This is a genomic window from Escherichia sp. MOD1-EC5433 (assembly GCF_002966005.1).
Classification (GTDB): Bacteria; Pseudomonadota; Gammaproteobacteria; order Enterobacterales; family Enterobacteriaceae; genus Escherichia; species Escherichia ruysiae.
The window spans coordinates 62,910-80,412 of sequence record NZ_PTRL01000007.1; the positions used below are offsets into that span (position 1 = coordinate 62,910).

At 51.3% G+C, this 17,503-nt stretch carries 15 protein-coding genes; 6 read left to right on the top strand and 9 right to left on the bottom strand.

Annotated elements, in window-relative coordinates; translation table 11 throughout:
- Positions 1-51: 51 nt before the first annotated feature.
- Positions 52-1,200, top strand: a complete 1,149-nt coding sequence (gene fucO / locus C3D30_RS15020) for a lactaldehyde reductase (RefSeq protein WP_105287072.1) — start codon at positions 52-54, stop codon at positions 1,198-1,200.
- On the top strand, positions 1,197-1,511 hold the full coding sequence (gene rhaM / locus C3D30_RS15025; RefSeq protein WP_000619517.1) for an L-rhamnose mutarotase: 315 nt from the start codon (positions 1,197-1,199) through the stop codon (positions 1,509-1,511). Before fucO ends, rhaM begins: the two co-directional genes overlap by 4 nt.
- 41 nt (positions 1,512-1,552) lie before the next feature.
- Here rhaM and C3D30_RS15030 read toward each other — a convergent pair whose 3' ends face one another.
- From C3D30_RS15030 to C3D30_RS15065, 8 genes are all read right to left on the bottom strand, one after another.
- Entirely contained in the window at positions 1,553-2,947 is a 1,395-nt protein-coding gene (locus C3D30_RS15030) for a carbohydrate porin (protein ID WP_000749924.1), read from the bottom strand.
- Positions 2,948-3,589: 642 nt separating this feature from the next.
- Positions 3,590-5,128, bottom strand: coding sequence for an aldehyde dehydrogenase AldB (gene aldB / locus C3D30_RS15035; RefSeq protein ID WP_105287073.1), 1,539 nt, complete (start codon positions 5,126-5,128; stop codon positions 3,590-3,592).
- Positions 5,129-5,291: 163 nt separating this feature from the next.
- Positions 5,292-6,443, bottom strand: coding sequence for an L-threonine dehydrogenase (gene yiaY, locus C3D30_RS15040; protein WP_000741518.1), 1,152 nt, complete (start codon positions 6,441-6,443; stop codon positions 5,292-5,294).
- Positions 6,444-6,631: 188 nt separating this feature from the next.
- A complete protein-coding gene (gene selB / locus C3D30_RS15045; protein ID WP_105287074.1) occupies positions 6,632-8,476 on the bottom strand; it encodes a selenocysteine-specific translation elongation factor in 1,845 nt (614 codons plus the stop codon).
- Positions 8,473-9,864, bottom strand: a complete 1,392-nt coding sequence (selA, locus tag C3D30_RS15050; RefSeq protein ID WP_000206250.1) for an L-seryl-tRNA(Sec) selenium transferase — start codon at positions 9,862-9,864, stop codon at positions 8,473-8,475. Before selA ends, selB begins: the two co-directional genes overlap by 4 nt.
- Before the next feature lie 97 nt (positions 9,865-9,961).
- Entirely contained in the window at positions 9,962-10,570 is a 609-nt protein-coding gene (locus C3D30_RS15055) for a glutathione S-transferase (RefSeq protein ID WP_000779792.1), read from the bottom strand.
- A gap of 70 nt (positions 10,571-10,640) precedes the next feature.
- Positions 10,641-11,777, bottom strand: a complete 1,137-nt coding sequence (locus C3D30_RS15060; RefSeq protein WP_000364948.1) for an HlyD family secretion protein — start codon at positions 11,775-11,777, stop codon at positions 10,641-10,643.
- A 2-nt stretch (positions 11,778-11,779) separates the two neighbouring features.
- Positions 11,780-12,142 (bottom strand): DUF3302 domain-containing protein, encoded by a 363-nt coding sequence (locus C3D30_RS15065; protein WP_016158937.1) that lies wholly within the window; start codon positions 12,140-12,142, stop codon positions 11,780-11,782.
- Between the two features lie 536 nt (positions 12,143-12,678).
- Between C3D30_RS15065 and mtlA the strand changes: the two genes are divergently transcribed.
- The 3 genes from mtlA to mtlR all read left to right on the top strand — a co-directional run bounded on the left by mtlA (position 12,679) and on the right by mtlR (position 16,556).
- Positions 12,679-14,592, top strand: coding sequence for a PTS mannitol transporter subunit IICBA (mtlA, locus tag C3D30_RS15070; RefSeq protein ID WP_000093246.1), 1,914 nt, complete (start codon positions 12,679-12,681; stop codon positions 14,590-14,592).
- 228 nt (positions 14,593-14,820) lie between these two features.
- Positions 14,821-15,969: a mannitol-1-phosphate 5-dehydrogenase gene (mtlD, locus tag C3D30_RS15075; RefSeq protein WP_105285044.1), complete on the top strand. Its 1,149-nt coding sequence runs from the start codon at positions 14,821-14,823 to the stop codon at positions 15,967-15,969.
- Positions 15,969-16,556 carry a mannitol operon repressor MtlR gene (mtlR, locus tag C3D30_RS15080; protein WP_105287075.1) on the top strand — a complete coding sequence of 196 codons (588 nt, stop codon included), beginning with the start codon at positions 15,969-15,971 and terminating at the stop codon, positions 16,554-16,556. The genes mtlD and mtlR overlap by 1 nt, the downstream gene beginning before the upstream one ends.
- A 10-nt stretch (positions 16,557-16,566) precedes the next feature.
- On the opposite strand, the gene yibT is transcribed toward mtlR, so the two are convergent.
- Positions 16,567-16,776: a protein YibT gene (gene yibT / locus C3D30_RS15085; RefSeq protein ID WP_000517102.1), complete on the bottom strand. Its 210-nt coding sequence runs from the start codon at positions 16,774-16,776 to the stop codon at positions 16,567-16,569.
- A 269-nt stretch (positions 16,777-17,045) separates the two neighbouring features.
- Between yibT and C3D30_RS15090 the strand changes: the two genes are divergently transcribed.
- Complete coding sequence (locus C3D30_RS15090; RefSeq protein ID WP_000665684.1) at positions 17,046-17,408, top strand: YibL family ribosome-associated protein; 363 nt, start codon at positions 17,046-17,048, stop codon at positions 17,406-17,408.
- Positions 17,409-17,503 lie beyond the last annotated feature (95 nt).

Here is a 17,503-nt window from a genome sequence, read left to right on the forward strand (position 1 = left end):
GGCGCGGGTTATGTCGTCGGACAGAAGGATTTGATCTTAAGGAGAATAATCATGAGTTTTATGTTGGCATTACCGAAAATCAGCCTGCATGGCGCTGGGGCAATTGGCGATATGGTAAACCTGGTTGCGAATAAGCAGTGGGGAAAAGCACTGATCGTTACCGATGGGCAACTGGTTAAGTTGGGATTGCTGGACAGTCTGTTCACCGCGCTGGATCAACACGAAATGTCTTACCACCTATTCGATGAGGTCTTTCCAAATCCCACCGAAGAACTGGTGCAAAAAGGCTACGCTGCATTTCAGGACGCCGCATGTAACTACATTATTGCTTTCGGTGGCGGTAGCCCAATTGATACCGCAAAAGCCGTGAAAATCCTTACCGCTAATCCAGGCCCTTCTACTGCTTACTCTGGCATTGGCAAAGTAAAAAACCCAGGCGTGCCGCTGGTGGCGATCAACACGACTGCCGGAACCGCCGCTGAGATGACCAGCAATGCGGTGATCATCGACACTGCGCGGCAAGTGAAAGAAGTCATCATCGATTCGAATATTATTCCTGATATCGCCGTGGATGATGCCAGTGTAATGCTGGAGATCCCTGCCTCCGTTACCGCTGCCACCGGTATGGACGCACTAACCCATGCCATAGAAGCCTTTGTTTCCGTTGGCGCCCATCCGCTAACTGATGCCAACGCGCTGGAGGCTATCCGCTTGATTTCTCTGTGGCTGCCGAAAGCGGTAGAAGATGGTCATAATCTGGAAGCTCGCGAACAGATGGCTTTCGGGCAATATCTGGCGGGTATGGCTTTTAACAGCGCGGGACTGGGACTGGTTCACGCACTGGCGCATCAGCCCGGTGCTACCCACAACCTGCCACACGGGGTGTGTAATGCCATCTTGTTGCCAGTAATCGAAAACTTTAACCGCCCGAATGCCATCGCACGCTTTGCCCGTATCGCCCAGGCGATGGGGGTCGATACGCGCGGGATGAGTGATGAAGCGGCAAGTCTGGAAGCGATTAATGCCATTCGAGCCTTGAACCATCGCGTAGGCATACCTGCGGGATTTAGTCAGCTTGGCATCAGCAAAGAGGATATCGAAGGCTGGTTAGATAAAGCCCTGGCCGACCCATGCGCACCATGTAACCCACGTACCGCCAGCCGCGACGAAGTGCGTGAGCTTTATCTGGAGGCGTTATGATCCGCAAAGCCTTTGTTATGCAAGTCAACCCAGGCGCCCATGAAGAGTATCAGCGTCGGCACAACCCGATCTGGCCGGAACTGGAAGCGGTATTGAAATCTCACGGTGCGCATAACTACGCCATCTATCTCGATAAAGCGCGAAATTTGCTGTTTGCCACAGTAGAAATTGAATCTGAAGAACGCTGGAATGCGGTTGCCAGCACTGACGTTTGCCAACGTTGGTGGAAATATATGACCGACGTTATGCCCGCTAATCCGGATAACAGCCCGGTCAGCAGCGAGCTACAAGAAGTGTTTTACCTGCCTTAATGAGTTGCGGTGCCGGATATTTTTCCGGCGCCGCACTTTCATCAGAAGAAGTATTTAAAACGAACGCGTGCGCCGTAACGATCATCATTATCGTCGCCGTGTTTTTTATCGCCGTCGCTATCCAGAATGGAGTAATAAGTACCAAGGTAAATATTAAAGTTCTCCATATCCATCACGTTAGCGAACTGATAAGACGCATGAATGGTGTGAATGGTGTACGTCCCTTCATCATCAATCCAGCAGTCGTTATCACAAACTACCCCACTGAATTCATCAATCTTATTGTGCGCGTAGATATAACCCAGCTCGAAACGTTTCCACAGCGCGTTAATCCCGGCAGTGAAATCTTTCTCATTATTGGCATCTAAATAGGCGGTATTAAGATTAACCACGATACCATTTTCCGGATCGGTTTTCAGGCCGTTCCAGGTCATGCTCATACCATAACCGGTACGATCGGACTGATCGACAAAATTACCCTTGCTATCGGTATAACCGTAAGCATTATTTACCACGTTCGCTTCCATCGCTGCGGAAACGGTTAATTCTTCCGTCGGCGACCAGGCTATCACCGGGCGCAGGTAAGCAACATTTTTCTGCTGCTTCATATCGCGACCATGATAATTACCGTCGTTATATAAAGATGTTCCGTCTTCCAGTAACGTGTTTAATTCAAAATACCAGTTATCGAGTTGTTTGCTGACAAGGAAATTACCGCCAGCGTTAGAACGCCCGCGCCCCTCTTTCATCATATAGATATAACCGCTGCCATCATCATAAAGATCGTTCGCAGTATTACCTGAATGCTCAACAAAGGTATCCTGATTTAGCGGGAACATATCGTAGGCTTCAAAACGCCCTACTTTGACTTTCCAGTCATTTTCTTTGCCAAAGAAGAAAACCGCGTCATCGATATTCACAGAACCGTGCATATCCCCCAGCGGTTGTGCGGAGAACCCGGCGAAATAACCGTTGTCCAGCTTTCTTACACCATCAAAGCCTAACAGAATACGGCCATTGAGATTCCACTGTTCATTGGTGGGATCGCTATTCACATCAGCGTTGGTCATTGCCAGCAGGCCATGATTACTTTCCGCATCCATATTAAATTCTACGTCGCCGTAGATTTTTAAATCGCCATAACCTGAAAGCAAAAGATTAGGTGAGGTGGCATTTTTCTTTGCAGATTCCGCCGTTGCCTGTCCATTTACCGGCGTATTGCCCTGGGCAGCCTTAATTTCGCGGATCTCAGCGGCTTGTTGTGTCTGCAGCTGTTTTACCTGCCCCTCTGCTTTTGCTGCCCGCATTTCTGCCGCTTCCAGGCGTTCTTCCAGCAATGCCATGCGTTGTTCCAGCGTTAAATGCTGTGTTTTTGCCATACCGGTACTACATGCCAATAATAAACCTATGGCTAAAGATAACGTCGATTTTTTCATTATTTACGTTCCCTGAAATAAAGGATGCCCTACGCTTTCAAGAATGAGTGCGTATATAGAAAAATATAAAAGTTGTTTTAATAGGATGTGCACTTTCGATTTTAATGCAACATCAGCAAGCCAGCGAATAGTATCCCGCCACATAATACGAGTAAATCAGATGATTTCCTGGAACGTGAGGAATATAACAATAGTGCCGTTTTTAACTAAATATCATAAAAAATATTAGATATGACTCCTGCCAATTCATAAACCATAAAAATAAATAGCTTTGCACAGAAACATTCGAGATATTTAAATATTCATCAAATCATTAAAAAGTAGTTTTTTATTCGCGATATTTATTTTAGCCACCAATATGTGTCCTGCTCCGCAAAAGGTGCCTTTCTCTCTTCCTTACATTGTCACAGCTTCACGGCATATCGCCGTTTATCACTCTCATTACAATCAACGAAAATAAGTTTAAAGGGGGGCTAATAGGGATATTCGTAAGAAGAATAACGGTGTGCAGTAATTTGTAGAAAAGATGCTCTTAATTTAGTTCAGTGAATGCTCAGCCCCAGGAGACGTAAACATTTGAACCGATAAGACACGTAAGCGTCGCATCAGGCAATGAATGCCCGATGCGACCAGCTTCTTATATCAGAACAGCCCCAACGGTTTATCCGAGTAGCTCACCAGCAGGCACTTGGTTTGCTGGTAATGCTCCAGCATCATCTTATGGGTTTCGCGTCCGATGCCCGACTGTTTGTAGCCGCCAAACGCCGCATGTGCCGGGTAAGCGTGATAACAGTTGGTCCATACGCGCCCTGCCTGAATGCCACGCCCCATCTTATAGGCCAGATTACCGTTGCGGCTCCAGACACCCGCGCCCAGGCCATATTGCGTGTCGTTCGCCAGCTCCAGCGCCTCGTCCATCGTTTTGAAGGTGGTCACCGCCAGCACCGGACCAAATATCTCTTCCTGGAACACACGCATATTGTTCTGACCAAACAGAATCGTCGGTTCGAGGTAATAACCGTCTTTCAGTTCCCCTTCCAGCAGCTTACGCCGCCCGCCGGTGAGTACATCTGCCCCCTCTTTTTTACCGATATCAATGTAATTGAGGATGGTTTCCAGTTGCCCATGAGAAACCTGTGCGCCCATTTGCGTCACGCTGTCGAGCGGGTTACCGCTACGAATGCTTTCAACACGACGGATGGCGCGTTCCATAAAGCGTTCGTAGATAGACTCCTGCACTAAAGCACGGCTCGGACAGGTACAGACTTCGCCCTGGTTGAAGGCGAACAGTGCAAAGCCCTCCAGCGCCTTATCGAAGAAAGCATCTTCTTCATCCATCACATCAGCAAAGAAGATATTTGGCGACTTACCGCCCAACTCCAGCGTCACCGGAATAATGTTCTGCGTGGCGTACTGCATAATCTGCTGGCCGACTTCCGTTGAGCCGGTAAACGCAACTTTGGCGATGCGTTTTGAGGTCGCCAGATATTCACCGATTTCGCCGCCCGCACCGTTGACCACGTTCACCACACCTGGCGGCAGTAAATCACCGACGATTTCCATTAGCAGCAGTACTGAAAGCGGGGTAAGTCGTGCGGGTTTCAGCACCACACAGTTGCCCGCCGCCAGCGCGGGAGCCATTTTCCAGCTCGCCATCAGCAGCGGGAAGTTCCACGGGATAATTTGCCCCACCACGCCTAACGGTTCGTGGAAGTGATAAGCCACTGTTTCGCTATCGACTTCACTAATACCACCTTCCTGCGCCCGAATACACGAGGCGAAATAGCGGAAATGGTCAATCGCCAGCGGCACATCGGCAGCACTGGTTTCACGAATGGGCTTGCCGTTATCCCAGGTTTCTGCCGTCGCCAACAGTTCGAGATTTTGTTCCATTCGATCGGCAATCTTAAACAGAATCGCCGCGCGATCCTGCACCGAGGTATGCGCCCATTTATCTTTCACTTTATGCGCGGCATCCAGCGCCAGATCGATGTCGCGTTTGCCCGAAGACGCCACTTCGCACAGTAGCTGCCCGGTCACCGGCGTCAGGTTCTGGTAATACTCGCCGTCGGCGGGTGCTATCCATTCGCCGCCGATAAAGTTGTCATAGCGGGCTTTTAACTTGAGGGGGAAACCATACTCGCCGGGCTTAATCTGTGCTGAAGGGGGATTGTTGGTCATGATCGTCTCCTTGCGGTGTGAGGTATAACAAGGGTAGACGTGACTGGCGAAATCTTCGCCAGCCGGTGACAGCTTTACGACGGCAATCACGAATTTACGGGCAAGGATTACAGAGATAGTTAAAAAAGCGGCTGACAACACGTCAGCCGTTACGAGAAGGTAATTACATCGCAGCGCGATAAATCGCCACAATTTCTTCGTGAGTTGCCTGAATCGGGTTAGTAAATCCGCAGGCATCTTTCAGAGCATTGGTCGCCAGTACCGCGAAATCTTCTTCTTTCACGTTCAGATCGCGCAGACCTGCCGGAATATCGACTTTCTTCGCCAGTTCGCGGATAGCGTTAATGCAGGCTTCTGCACCTTCCGCGTCGTTTTTACCTGTCACGTTCACACCCATTGCAGCAGCGCAGTCACGCAGACGTGCGGCAGCTACTTTGCTGTTGAATACCTGAACGTGCGGCAGTAGAACGGCGTTACATACACCGTGCGGCAGATTGTAGAAACCGCCTAACTGGTGCGCCATCGCATGAACATAACCCAAAGACGCATTGTTGAACGCCATACCGGCGAGGAACTGGGCATAAGCCATCGCTTCACGCGCTTTCGCATTGCTGCCATCTTCTACGGCTAACGGCAGGTTTTCGGCAATCATGGTCACGGCTTTCAGTGCGCAAGCGTCGGTGATCGGCGTTGCGGCAATAGACACATACGCTTCGATAGCGTGTGTTAAGGCATCCATACCCGTTGCGGCGGTCAGTGACTTCGGCATACCGATCATCAGAGAAGAGTCATTGACAGAAAGCAGCGGAGTCACGTGTTTATCCACAATCGCCATTTTGATGTGGCGCGCTTCGTCAGTGATAATGCAGAAACGGGTCATTTCAGACGCAGTACCCGCTGTGGTATTGATAGCGATCATCGGCAACTGCGGTTTTGCAGAGCGGTCAACGCCTTCGTAATCGCGAATATCACCGCCGTTGGCTGCTACCAGCGCAATGCCTTTCGCACAGTCGTGCGGAGAACCACCACCTAAGGAAATTACGCTATCACAATTATTTTCTTTCAGCAGTTTGAGGCCTGCGGCGACGTTTTCCGTGGTTGGGTTAGGTTGGGTGCCATCATAAATAACGCTAAAAATATTGCGTTCTTCCAGTGCTTTTTGCACATCGCCCGCCATACCTAATTTCGTTAACATATTGTCAGTGACAATTAAGGTACGGGTAAATCCATAATCTGCCATCATATTCATTGCATCAGTCAATGAATCAGCGCCGATGACATTCACTGAAGGAATAAAAAAGGTTGAAGCTGCCATAAAACACTCCTGGAAGAGTAAAAAGGGCAGGCAGATTACAAAGTATTTTCATTCGGAAATATGATCGACATTACCGTTTATTAAAATATTTTTAATAAAAAGCACGTTACATTCATCAAATAACGTGCTTCCTTAATATTAATAAGAATTTTGTATTAATTCATATTTATTATGAATTAATCATTTCCTTATCTTTCGGGAAATAATAATGCATCGCGCAATAAATGATCATTTCCACGACGCCGCGTAAAGCCAATGCGGTCAAAATATTCCAGTATTTGAATTGCCAGCTTTCGGCCTACACCTAAGCGATCGCGGAAATCCGCCGCGCAGGTTGAACCACATTCCTGATCGAGATCGCGGATCATATTGGCAAATTCGACAATCCGATCATTACGGTAATAACGATCTTTGACGATCGCCGTAATTATCCCCTGCTGCGCCGCCTGGCGTAGCGTCAGGCGCATTGCCTGCTCGTCGGTTCCCGTCTCTTTTGCCAGGTCACGCACCCACCACGGCTCGTCGCCAAATAGCGGCTCTGCTTTTTGCCAGATGGCCTGCTGCTCTTCGCTGAAGCCCGCTTTGTGATCCGGCAGATGCAGCCAGCCGTGGTGGCTATGGATATCGCCGCTTTCGCGCATCTTTTCAATCAGCAACAGAACCAGAGCTTCATCTTCCATCGGCAACGCCATGCGCCGCAGGCGCTCGCGCCCCGGTCCAGGTTCATCGCGATGTTGCTCATGATAAGCCGCTAATGTGTCGAGGATTTTTCGCTGCCAGCGGGCGGCAACCGGCGCATTCAACAAGCTATAACCAGCCTGAATATAGCCTGGCTGTTGCAGCAGTTCGCGCATCCCTTCGCCGTTGAGCTGTCTCGCCCAGGCGAAATCGGCAAGATTCACCGCTCCGCGTTCCAGATGAACGGTCAGTGCGTCGGCATCGTTTTGTGTGCGTGCAAGAGACGCCAGCCATTGCAGATATTCCGGCTTACGCTTACCGCGACGTGGCGGGTTAAGCATCACCACGCGCGCCCCCGCCAGCGTGTTGCGAGCCGAGATATCGCGCAGCACTATGCGATCGTTATCCGCCAGCCACAGAGGCGTGTCGAACACCAGCTCGGCAAGGTTATCTTCCAGCAGCGAAACGCGCCCCGTAACGTGGCTGGCGGCGTGGTGAATATGCAGCGGCTGCCACTGGGTCAACGGTACATGAGTTTGTAGCTCGACAATCACCCGCGTGAACGGCTCCGGCGGCGCATCGGCAAGCAGCCAGTCGCCACGGTTAATCTGTTCTTTTTCCGCATCACCGGCGATATTAAGCGCAATACGTTGCCCGGCATGGGCGGTTTCTGTTGGCTGATTTTGCGCATGGAGCGCACGCACGCGCATCGGCTTATTTACACCGGTCAGCCATAGTGAATCACCAACCTTCACTTCCCCGCTTAACGCCGTACCAGTGACCACCAGCCCGGCACCTTTTACGGTAAAAGCGCGGTCGATAGCGAGGCGGAAACTATGTTGGCTGGCGTGTTCACGTTCAGGCAACTGAAGCAGATGTTCGCGCAGGGCATCAATTCCCCGACCTTCGGTTGCTGCGGTGACAAACAGTTTTGCCTCAGCAAAACCGTATTCCCGCAGCACCTGCTTTACCTGGCGTTCAACCTCATCAACACGCGCTTCGTCCACGCGATCGGCTTTGGTCAGTGCCACTGTCAGCATCGGGTTACCGGTAAGTTGCAAAATCGCCAGATGCTCACGGGTCTGCGCCATCACACCGTCATCGCAAGCCACCACCAGCAGCGCATGATCGATACCCCCGACGCCCGCCAGCATGTTGGAAAGAAACTTTTCATGACCGGGAACGTCGATAAAACCAGGCACGCGACCATCCGGCTGCGGCCAGTAGGCATAGCCGAGATCGATGGTCATACCGCGCTTTTTTTCTTCCGGCAGACGGTCGGCATTTACACCAGTAATCGCCTGCAATAAGGTCGTTTTGCCGTGGTCAACGTGTCCGGCAGTCGCAATAATCATTTCAACAACATCTCCATAAACCGTTGCTCATCTTCAAGGCAGCGTAAATCCAGCCACAATCGCCCGTCGTAGATACGTCCAATCACCGGAACCGGCAATTCACGCCAGCGGGCGGCTAATGCCTCAAGGTGGCTACCGCGCCCGTCATGGGGTGTAAACGTTAATGCCGCGCTCGGCAGGCGATCAACCGGCAGCGAACCACTGCCAATCTGCGAAAGACACGGCATAACCTGTACCGCAAACTCCGCGCCGTAATGTGCGGCAAGGGGAGCCTGTAAACGTTGCGCCTGGATTTGAATAACCTCTGCGCTGCGGGTAAGCAGACGCAGGGTCGGTAATTTTTCGCTCAGTGCTTCGGGGTGCAGATAGAGACGCAGCGTCGCTTCCAGCGCCGCGAGGGTCATTTTATCCGCGCGTAATGCACGCTTCAGCGGATGACTTTGCAGGCGGGAAATCATCTCTTTCTTACCAACGATGATCCCTGCCTGCGGCCCGCCTAACAACTTGTCGCCGGAGAAGCTCACCAGGCTGACGCCCGCCGCAATCAACTCCTGCGGCATCGGCTCTTTCGGCAAACCGTACTGGCTAAGATCGACCAGCGAACCACTGCCTAAATCAGTCACCACGGGAACATCCAGCTCTTTGCCGAGCGCCACCAGTTCCGCTTCGTCTATCGCTTTGGTAAATCCCTGAATGCTGTAGTTACTGGTATGTACTTTCATCAACAGCGCGGTATTTTCATTTACTGCCTGACGATAATCACTGGCGTGGGTACGGTTGGTCGTCCCCACTTCGTGCAGGGTGCAGCCAGCCTGACGCATTACGTCAGGAATACGAAACGCGCCGCCAATCTCCACCAGTTCGCCACGAGACACCACCACCTCTTTACCGCTGGCAGTGGCCGCCAACATCAACAATACCGCCGCCGCATTGTTATTGACGATACAGGCATCTTCCGCCCCCGTAATGCGGCACAGCAGTTGCGCCAGCGCGCGATCGCGATGCCCGCGTCCGGCGTCGTCCAGATCATACTCCAGCGTCACCGGCGAACGCATAGCCTGCGCAACGGCTTCCACCGCTGCTTCCGCCTGTAAAGCTCGCCCAAGGTTGGTATGCAGCACGGTTCCCGTCAGGTTGATCACCGGACGCAGCGCGCTCTGCGCCTCTTTCGTCAGCCGGGCATCGACTTCTTGCGCCCAGTTCTCACACCACGCGGGCAGCGTCTGGCTGTCACGAATCACTTCTCGCGCTTCATCAAGCATCTGACGCAGCAATTCCACCACGCGGGTGTGACCATAAGTATCACGCAAAGAAAGGAAGGAGCTATCGCGCAATAAGCGATCAATAGCCGGAAGTTGACTATAGAGGGAACGCGTTTCGGTTGTCATAGGAAACCTGGCTGATCAAGGCCCTCTCACACGGAGAAGGGCGTTTAACATAACCACGGATTGTAACGTGAGATGGGTCAGGAGGACATATCGCGCATCAAGCCTTTGGTGGTTCGGTGCGGGCAAAACTTTCGCGGCTAAACAAGTTTTCGACCAGTTTGACTAAGTGTGGGCGGTCGACACACCAGCCCGGCGCAACGCGGCGGAAATTGAGATATCCAACGGCACAGGCAATGGCAATAGTCGCCAGATTGACCGTATCGGTTTTGAGCGTGCCATCGACCAGATATCCTTCCAGCACATCCAGGCTACGGTTGATTTTCTCTCGCTGGCGTAACAATTCATCTTCAGACTGCTGCGCCGCCGGACGCGCCTGTTCGCGCACCGACACCAGCCCAGCATCCATAATACCGTCGGCCAGCGCCTCAATTTTACGCACTCGCAACGACTCCAGCGGATCGCGCGGCAACATCGCCGGAGCGACATTCATTAATTCAATATATTCGGCGATGATCGGTGAATCAAACCAGCATTCGCCCTCTTCGGTCACCAACACCGGCACTTTCCCTAACGGGTTAAATTGCGCCACGCCGTTGTCCGCGTTATAGGGCAGTTCATTAATAAATTCGAAAGTTATGCCCTTTTCTAACAACAGAATAGAAAGTTTGCGTACAAACGGGCTGGTGTAGCTACCGACGAGTTTCATGCCATGTCCTTTGTGCGAGGAAAAATATCAGTATGGCTCAGGCTCGCGCAAAACACAGGTGATACAAGTCTCAATGATCCAAATAAAGATAATGCATCCAACTGGTCATTCTTAGCAGCACCTTCCGCATCACCGAAACATGGCTGAAATGGTCGGAGTAAACGGCTACCTGGGCGTAGATGCCGTCGGGTAAGGCATCTATATCAGCGTTAGGGTCGAGTTCAATGGTTCCCAGCACACCATCCGTTCCGGGCACGACCGTTAACGATTGCAGCACCCCCTGCGCCTGATACGAACCGCCTGGCACCACTGGCAAAATACTGGTCAGTTTGCCGTGGAATACCTGCCCCGGCAGCGCGTTAAATACGACTTCCGCATCATCACCGGGTTTCAGACGTAACAGCGAGTTTTGCCGGAACTGGGCGACGATTTGCCGTTTTTGCTCAGGGATGAAGACCATCACCGGACGTAACGGCAAAGCTGCCGCGTAAGTGCCTGGGCGGATCAGTACCTGAGTAACGTAGCCGTTGCTCGGCGCGCGAATAATAGTTTGCTCAAGGTTATATTTCGCTTCGGTCAGTTGCGCCCTTAAGCTCACAATCTGTGATTGCTCGCCGTTGACCATGCTGTCGAGCTGGCTCTGGATCTGCGCCTGCTCCGCCACCGAACCTTTCACCAGCGCATCCTGCGCGAGAAAATTTTGCCGCGCGTCGTCGATGTCACGTTCCGAGAACGGATTGACCGTCGCCCGACTACCTTTCAGGTAACGTTGATAATTTTTAAACAGACGGTCGCGCTCCGCTGAAACTTGAGTGGTGTTGGCCTGCGCTTCAGTGAGCTGCGCGCGCAGCGTTTTGATATTATGCGTCGCCGTCATCAAATCAGCCTGAAGTCTGTCTACTCGCGCCTGATAACGTACCGGGTCGAGCTTAAAAAGCACCTCGCCCTTTTGAATAAGCTGATTATTTTTGTCGGTGACTTCAGTCACGATCCCCGTCACCTGTGGCGTAATGGGGATCGCTATCACTGCCTTTTGCGCAGTAAAAGTGTAAGGATGGTTGTAGTTCATCAATAAAATCAAACCACTCACCAGAAACACGCCACCCAGCGCCGCTGTCGCCAGCGTCCACTGATTCACCGGAATGCGGAAGATTTTAAAGACCGCCCACGCCAGCGCCACGTAAGTTAAAACAATTAACAGATCCATAATCAGATCTCCGGGAACGTGGAATAGTCACTCTTTTTTTCAGCTGCAAGTTGGTGCTCCAGCCGGGAAACACGGTCAGAAAGCGCGGCAATTTCCGGGTCAGTCGCTTTCTCTTGCGACGCAGTATGTGACTGCATTCCCCAGCCGCGCTCTGGCTGGTAGAGCGTTGCCCAGATCCACAAGAACGGCCAGATTACATGCAGGGTAAACAGACTTACCCAACCCGCCGTATGAATGGCGTCGGCGTGGGGATGGTTGCGCTTTTTGGCAATCAGATAGGGGATGTCATGTATCGCGATGATTCCATAAAAAATCACCAGAAAGACGAAGATCAGCACTCCCAACGCGAAGTAGTTTAGAAACATATCTGCCTCGGATTCACGCTTATCAGTGTTGTTTTTTGGCTGGCAGCCGGAAGGGAGTCAGGCTGATACTTTGACATTAATCCGCGTTTGCCAATCTCGCCATCACACCGAAGGATAATTTTAAAAGGTGATGAGTTGCTCAGTTACAAAACGGTCTTAAGGCAAAGTCAGAACATGCTGCAGATCACACCAGGTGAATTGCCGAAGAAAATATCTTGTGATTCAGATCACAATAATTCAACAAACAACCAAAACAAAAATGTGATGTTATTCACATTTTAATGCCATTTTTAGCGAAAATTGCCGCCTTGTTGCTTTTTTACACAAGCGTTTTGTGATGAGCATCACGTCAATTACCTCTCTACCCCCTATATTTATGTGACTGATATCACACAAAAGGCCGTCGACTGGACAGTTAACCGATTCAGTGCCAGATTTCGCAGTATCTACAAGGTCCGGCTACCTCTGCCGCCACATTAACAAAAAACCTCGGGCTTCCAGCCTGCGCGACAGCAAACATAAGAAGGGGTGTTTTTATGTCATCCGATATTAAGATCAAAGTGCAAAGCTTTGGTCGTTTCCTCAGCAACATGGTGATGCCAAATATCGGCGCGTTTATCGCGTGGGGTATCATCACCGCGTTATTTATTCCAACAGGGTGGTTACCGAACGAAACGCTGGCGAAGCTGGTCGGGCCGATGATCACTTATCTCCTGCCGCTGCTGATCGGTTATACCGGTGGTAAGCTGGTAGGCGGCGAACGTGGCGGCGTAGTCGGTGCCATCACTACCATGGGCGTTATCGTCGGCGCAGACATGCCGATGTTCCTCGGTTCTATGATTGCAGGTCCGCTGGGTGGCTGGTGCATTAAGCACTTCGACCGCTGGGTAGACGGTAAAATCAAATCCGGTTTTGAGATGCTGGTGAATAACTTCTCCGCAGGCATCATCGGGATGATCCTCGCCATTCTGGCATTCCTCGGCATTGGCCCGATTGTTGAAGCTCTGTCTAAAATGCTGGCTGCGGGCGTTAACTTCATGGTTGTCCATGACATGCTGCCGCTGGCGTCTATCTTTGTTGAACCGGCGAAAATCCTGTTCCTCAACAACGCCATTAACCACGGTATCTTCTCGCCGTTGGGTATTCAGCAGTCCCATGAACTTGGCAAATCCATCTTCTTCCTGATTGAAGCGAACCCGGGTCCGGGTATGGGTGTTCTGCTGGCGTACATGTTCTTTGGTCGCGGTAGTGCGAAACAGTCTGCGGGCGGTGCGGCAATCATCCACTTCCTGGGTGGTATCCACGAAATCTACTTCCCGTATGTGCTGATGAATCCGCGTCTGATCCTGGCCGTTATCCTCGGCGGTATGACTGGCGTGTTCACGCTAACTATCCTGGGCGGTGGTCTGGTTTCTCCGGCATCTCCGGGTTCTATCCTCGCGGTACTGGCGATGACGCCAAAAGGTGCTTACTTCGCTAACATCGCAGGTGTGTGTGCGGCGATGGCAGTCTCCTTCGTTGTCTCTGCTATTTTGCTGAAAACCAGCAAAGTGAAAGAAGAAGACGATATTGAAGCGGCTGCGCGTCGTGTCCAGGAGATGAAAGCTGAATCAAAAGGCGCTACTCCACTGTCTGCTGGCGATGTGACTAACGACCTGAGCCACGTGCGTAAAATCATCGTTGCCTGTGACGCCGGTATGGGTTCCAGTGCGATGGGTGCGGGCGTGCTGCGTAAGAAAATTCAGGATGCAGGTCTGTCGCAGATTTCTGTTACTAACAGCGCGATCAACAACCTGCCGCCGGATGTGGACCTGGTCATCACTCACCGTGACCTGACCGAACGTGCTATGCGTCAGGTTCCGCAGGCACAGCATATTTCGCTGACCAACTTCCTCGACAGCGGCCTGTACACCAGCCTGACCGAACGTCTGGTTGCTGCCCAGCGCCATACTGAAAACGAAGTGAAAGTGAAAGACAGCCTGAAAGACAGCTTTGACGATTCTAACGCCAACCTGTTTAAGCTCGGCGCGGAGAACATCTTCCTCGGTCGCAAAGCGGCAACCAAAGAAGAAGCGATTCGCTTTGCCGGTGAACAACTGGTGAAAGGCGGCTATGTTGAACCGGAATACGTACAGGCGATGCTGGATCGTGAAAAACTGACCCCGACCTATCTGGGTGAGTCTATCGCGGTGCCCCACGGTACGGTTGAAGCGAAAGATCGCGTACTGAAAACAGGCGTCGTGTTCTGTCAGTACCCGGAAGGCGTGCGCTTCGGTGAAGAAGAAGATGACATCGCCCGTCTGGTGATTGGTATTGCTGCCCGTAATAACGAGCACATTCAGGTTATCACCAGCCTGACCAACGCACTGGATGATGAGTCCGTCATCGAGCGTCTGGCACACACCACTAGCGTGGATGAAGTGCTGGAACTGCTGGCAGGTCGTAAGTAATCCAGGCCCACCCTCTCCACATGGAGAAGGTGGGCTAATTGCCTGATGCGCTTTGCTTATCAGGCCTACAAAACAAAGCGCAGTTTGTTAAATTTGCACGCTCTTGTAGGCCGGATAAGGCGTTTACGCCGCATCCGGCGCTGCCCCTCTCCTCACGGAGAGGGTTTGGGTGAGGGAAAAGCCTCACCCCAGCCCTCTCGGGTAAAAACATTGATGAAGGTTAATACTATGAAAGCATTACATTTTGGCGCAGGTAATATCGGTCGTGGCTTTATCGGTAAACTGCTGGCAGACGCGGGTATCCAACTGACGTTTGCCGATGTCAATCAGGTGGTACTTGATGCCCTGAATGCCCGTCATAGCTATCAGGTTCACGTTGTCGGCGAAACCGAGCAGGTGGATACCGTTTCCGGCGTTAATGCCGTCAGCAGCATTGGCGACGACGTGGTTGATTTAATCGCCCAGGTTGATTTAGTCACCACCGCCGTTGGCCCGGTCGTGCTGGAACGCATTGCTCCGGCAATCGCCAAAGGGCTGGTGAAACGTAAAGAGCAAGGTAATGAATCCCCGCTGAACATTATCGCCTGTGAAAACATGGTACGTGGCACAACACAACTGAAAGGTCATGTGATGAACGCCCTGCCGGAAGATGCCAAAGCGTGGGTAGAAGAACACGTTGGCTTTGTGGATTCCGCCGTTGACCGTATCGTGCCGCCTTCAGCGTCTGCAACGAATGATCCGCTGGAAGTCACTGTAGAAACCTTCAGCGAATGGATTGTCGATAAAACCCAGTTCAAAGGCACACTGCCAAATATTCCTGGTATGGAGTTAACCGACAACCTGATGGCGTTTGTCGAACGTAAGCTCTTCACCCTGAATACGGGTCATGCTATAACCGCGTACCTTGGAAAACTGGCGGGTCATCAGACCATTCGTGACGCGATTCTCGACGAGAAAATCCGTGCGGTGGTAAAAGGGGCGATGGAAGAAAGCGGCGCAGTACTGATTAAGCGTTACGGTTTTGACGCGGACAAGCACGCAGCGTACATCCAGAAAATCCTCGGTCGTTTTGAAAACCCGTATCTGAAAGATGATGTTGAGCGCGTAGGCCGTCAACCGCTGCGTAAACTGAGTGCTGGCGACCGTCTGATCAAGCCGCTGCTGGGTACGCTGGAATATAGCTTGCCGCACAAAAATCTGATTGAAGGTATTGCCGCTGCAATGCACTTCCGCAGTGAAGATGATCCGCAGGCACAAGAACTGGCGGCACTGATTGCCGACAAAGGCCCGCAGGCTGCGCTGGCGCACATTTCCGGGCTTGATGCCAACAGCGAGGTTGTCACCGAGGCGGTAACCGCTTATAACGCAATGCAATAATGGTGAACCAGGCGCAGGACTCCCTGCGCCCGAATAACAGATTGTCAGATATGCAGGCAACAATGGAACAAACCCAGGCCTTTGAAAACCGTGTGCTTGAGCGTCTGAATGCTGGCAAAACCGTGCGAAGCTTTCTGATTACCGCCGTCGATCTCCTGACCGAGGCGGTGAATCTTCTGGTGCTTCAGGTATTCCGCAAAGACGATTACGCGGTGAAGTATGCTGTAGAACCATTACTCGACGGCGATGGTCCGCTGGGCGACTTGTCCGTGCGCTTAAAGCTGATTTATGGGCTTGGTGTAATTAGTCGCCATGAATACGAAGATGCGGAACTGTTGATGGCACTGCGGGAAGAGCTGAATCACGACGGCAACGAGTACGCATTTACCGATGATGAAATTCTTGGGCCATTTGGCGAACTGCATTGCGTGGCGGAACTGCCTCCGCCGCCACAGTTTGAACCAATAGACTCCAGTTTGTATGCGATGCAAGTTCAACGCTATCAACAGGCTGTGCGATCAACAATGGTCCTTTCACTGACAGAGCTGATTTCCAAAATCAGCTTAAAAAAAGCCTTTCAAAAGTAAGTACTTTCGCTTACTTCTCCTCTACCGGATTCGGCCGATAAAGTCGGCGATAATATTCCAGACGTTGTAGATATAACGGCACGCTTTCCTCAGGTATACCGGATGGAATCGCGTTACGGGGGGGAAGTTTATTCAGATACTCCCGGAACGCCTGGCTTGATGCCATGAAATCTACGGCTTTATCAATAAGAAGCGGAACGTTTTCACCTAATTTGCCCATAATAATATCTCCGTATTACCCCGCGCCGGGAATGCGCGACCGCCGATTTTAGTTTAGATCCCGATAAAAATGACATTAAGGAAAACGTGCGAAATCCACAACGCTTGCCCTCACCTTCTGATTATATTATTTATTAATCAATGCATTATATGATTTTTGAACCCCAGATTTGTTACCCGACAAAACTATTACAATGCCATCAGTTGTGAACAAAGCACCTGGTCGCGCATACTAGGGGCTATAAATTTATCTTTATCAGAAGCCATCCCATGAAAGAAGTCGAAAAAAACGAAATTAAACGTCTTAGCGATCGCCTGGACGCCATCCGCCACCAGCAGGCCGAACTGTCGCTGGTTGAAGCCGCAGACAAGTATGCCGAGCTGGAAAAAGAGAAAGCTACGCTGGAAGCGGAAATTGCCCGCCTGCGTGAAGTTCATAGCCAGAAACTCAGCAAAGAAGCACAAAAGCTGATGAAGATGCCGTTTCAGCGTGCGATTACCAAAAAAGAACAAGCCGATATGGGTAAGCTGAAGAAGAGTGTCCGTGGGTTAGTCGTAGTGCATCCGATGACCGCACTGGGTCGTGAAATGGGTCTGCAAGAGATGACCGGGTTCTCAAAGACAGCGTTTTAACCCTCTTACCTGTCTATCTCCTTCACATCCCGCGTTGCAGATAAATGCGGGATGTAACAATTATCTTCCTCTTTTTCCTCTGTTTCCTCGTAGAG

Bases quoted from the DNA above. Each gene is read 5' to 3' on its own strand.
- fucO (WP_105287072.1), top strand. From the start codon at position 52: ATGAGTTTTATGTTGGCATTACCGAAAATCAGCCTGCATGGCGCTGGG.
- rhaM (WP_000619517.1), top strand. From the start codon at position 1,197: ATGATCCGCAAAGCCTTTGTTATGCAAGTCAACCCAGGCGCCCATGAA.
- C3D30_RS15030 (WP_000749924.1), bottom strand. From the start codon at position 2,947: ATGAAAAAATCGACGTTATCTTTAGCCATAGGTTTATTATTGGCATGT.
- aldB (WP_105287073.1), bottom strand. From the start codon at position 5,128: ATGACCAACAATCCCCCTTCAGCACAGATTAAGCCCGGCGAGTATGGT.
- yiaY (WP_000741518.1), bottom strand. From the start codon at position 6,443: ATGGCAGCTTCAACCTTTTTTATTCCTTCAGTGAATGTCATCGGCGCT.
- selB (WP_105287074.1), bottom strand. From the start codon at position 8,476: ATGATTATTGCGACTGCCGGACACGTTGACCACGGCAAAACGACCTTA.
- selA (WP_000206250.1), bottom strand. From the start codon at position 9,864: ATGACAACCGAAACGCGTTCCCTCTATAGTCAACTTCCGGCTATTGAT.
- C3D30_RS15055 (WP_000779792.1), bottom strand. From the start codon at position 10,570: ATGAAACTCGTCGGTAGCTACACCAGCCCGTTTGTACGCAAACTTTCT.
- C3D30_RS15060 (WP_000364948.1), bottom strand. From the start codon at position 11,777: ATGGATCTGTTAATTGTTTTAACTTACGTGGCGCTGGCGTGGGCGGTC.
- C3D30_RS15065 (WP_016158937.1), bottom strand. From the start codon at position 12,142: ATGTTTCTAAACTACTTCGCGTTGGGAGTGCTGATCTTCGTCTTTCTG.
- mtlA (WP_000093246.1), top strand. From the start codon at position 12,679: ATGTCATCCGATATTAAGATCAAAGTGCAAAGCTTTGGTCGTTTCCTC.
- mtlD (WP_105285044.1), top strand. From the start codon at position 14,821: ATGAAAGCATTACATTTTGGCGCAGGTAATATCGGTCGTGGCTTTATC.
- mtlR (WP_105287075.1), top strand. From the start codon at position 15,969: ATGGTGAACCAGGCGCAGGACTCCCTGCGCCCGAATAACAGATTGTCA.
- yibT (WP_000517102.1), bottom strand. From the start codon at position 16,776: ATGGGCAAATTAGGTGAAAACGTTCCGCTTCTTATTGATAAAGCCGTA.
- C3D30_RS15090 (WP_000665684.1), top strand. From the start codon at position 17,046: ATGAAAGAAGTCGAAAAAAACGAAATTAAACGTCTTAGCGATCGCCTG.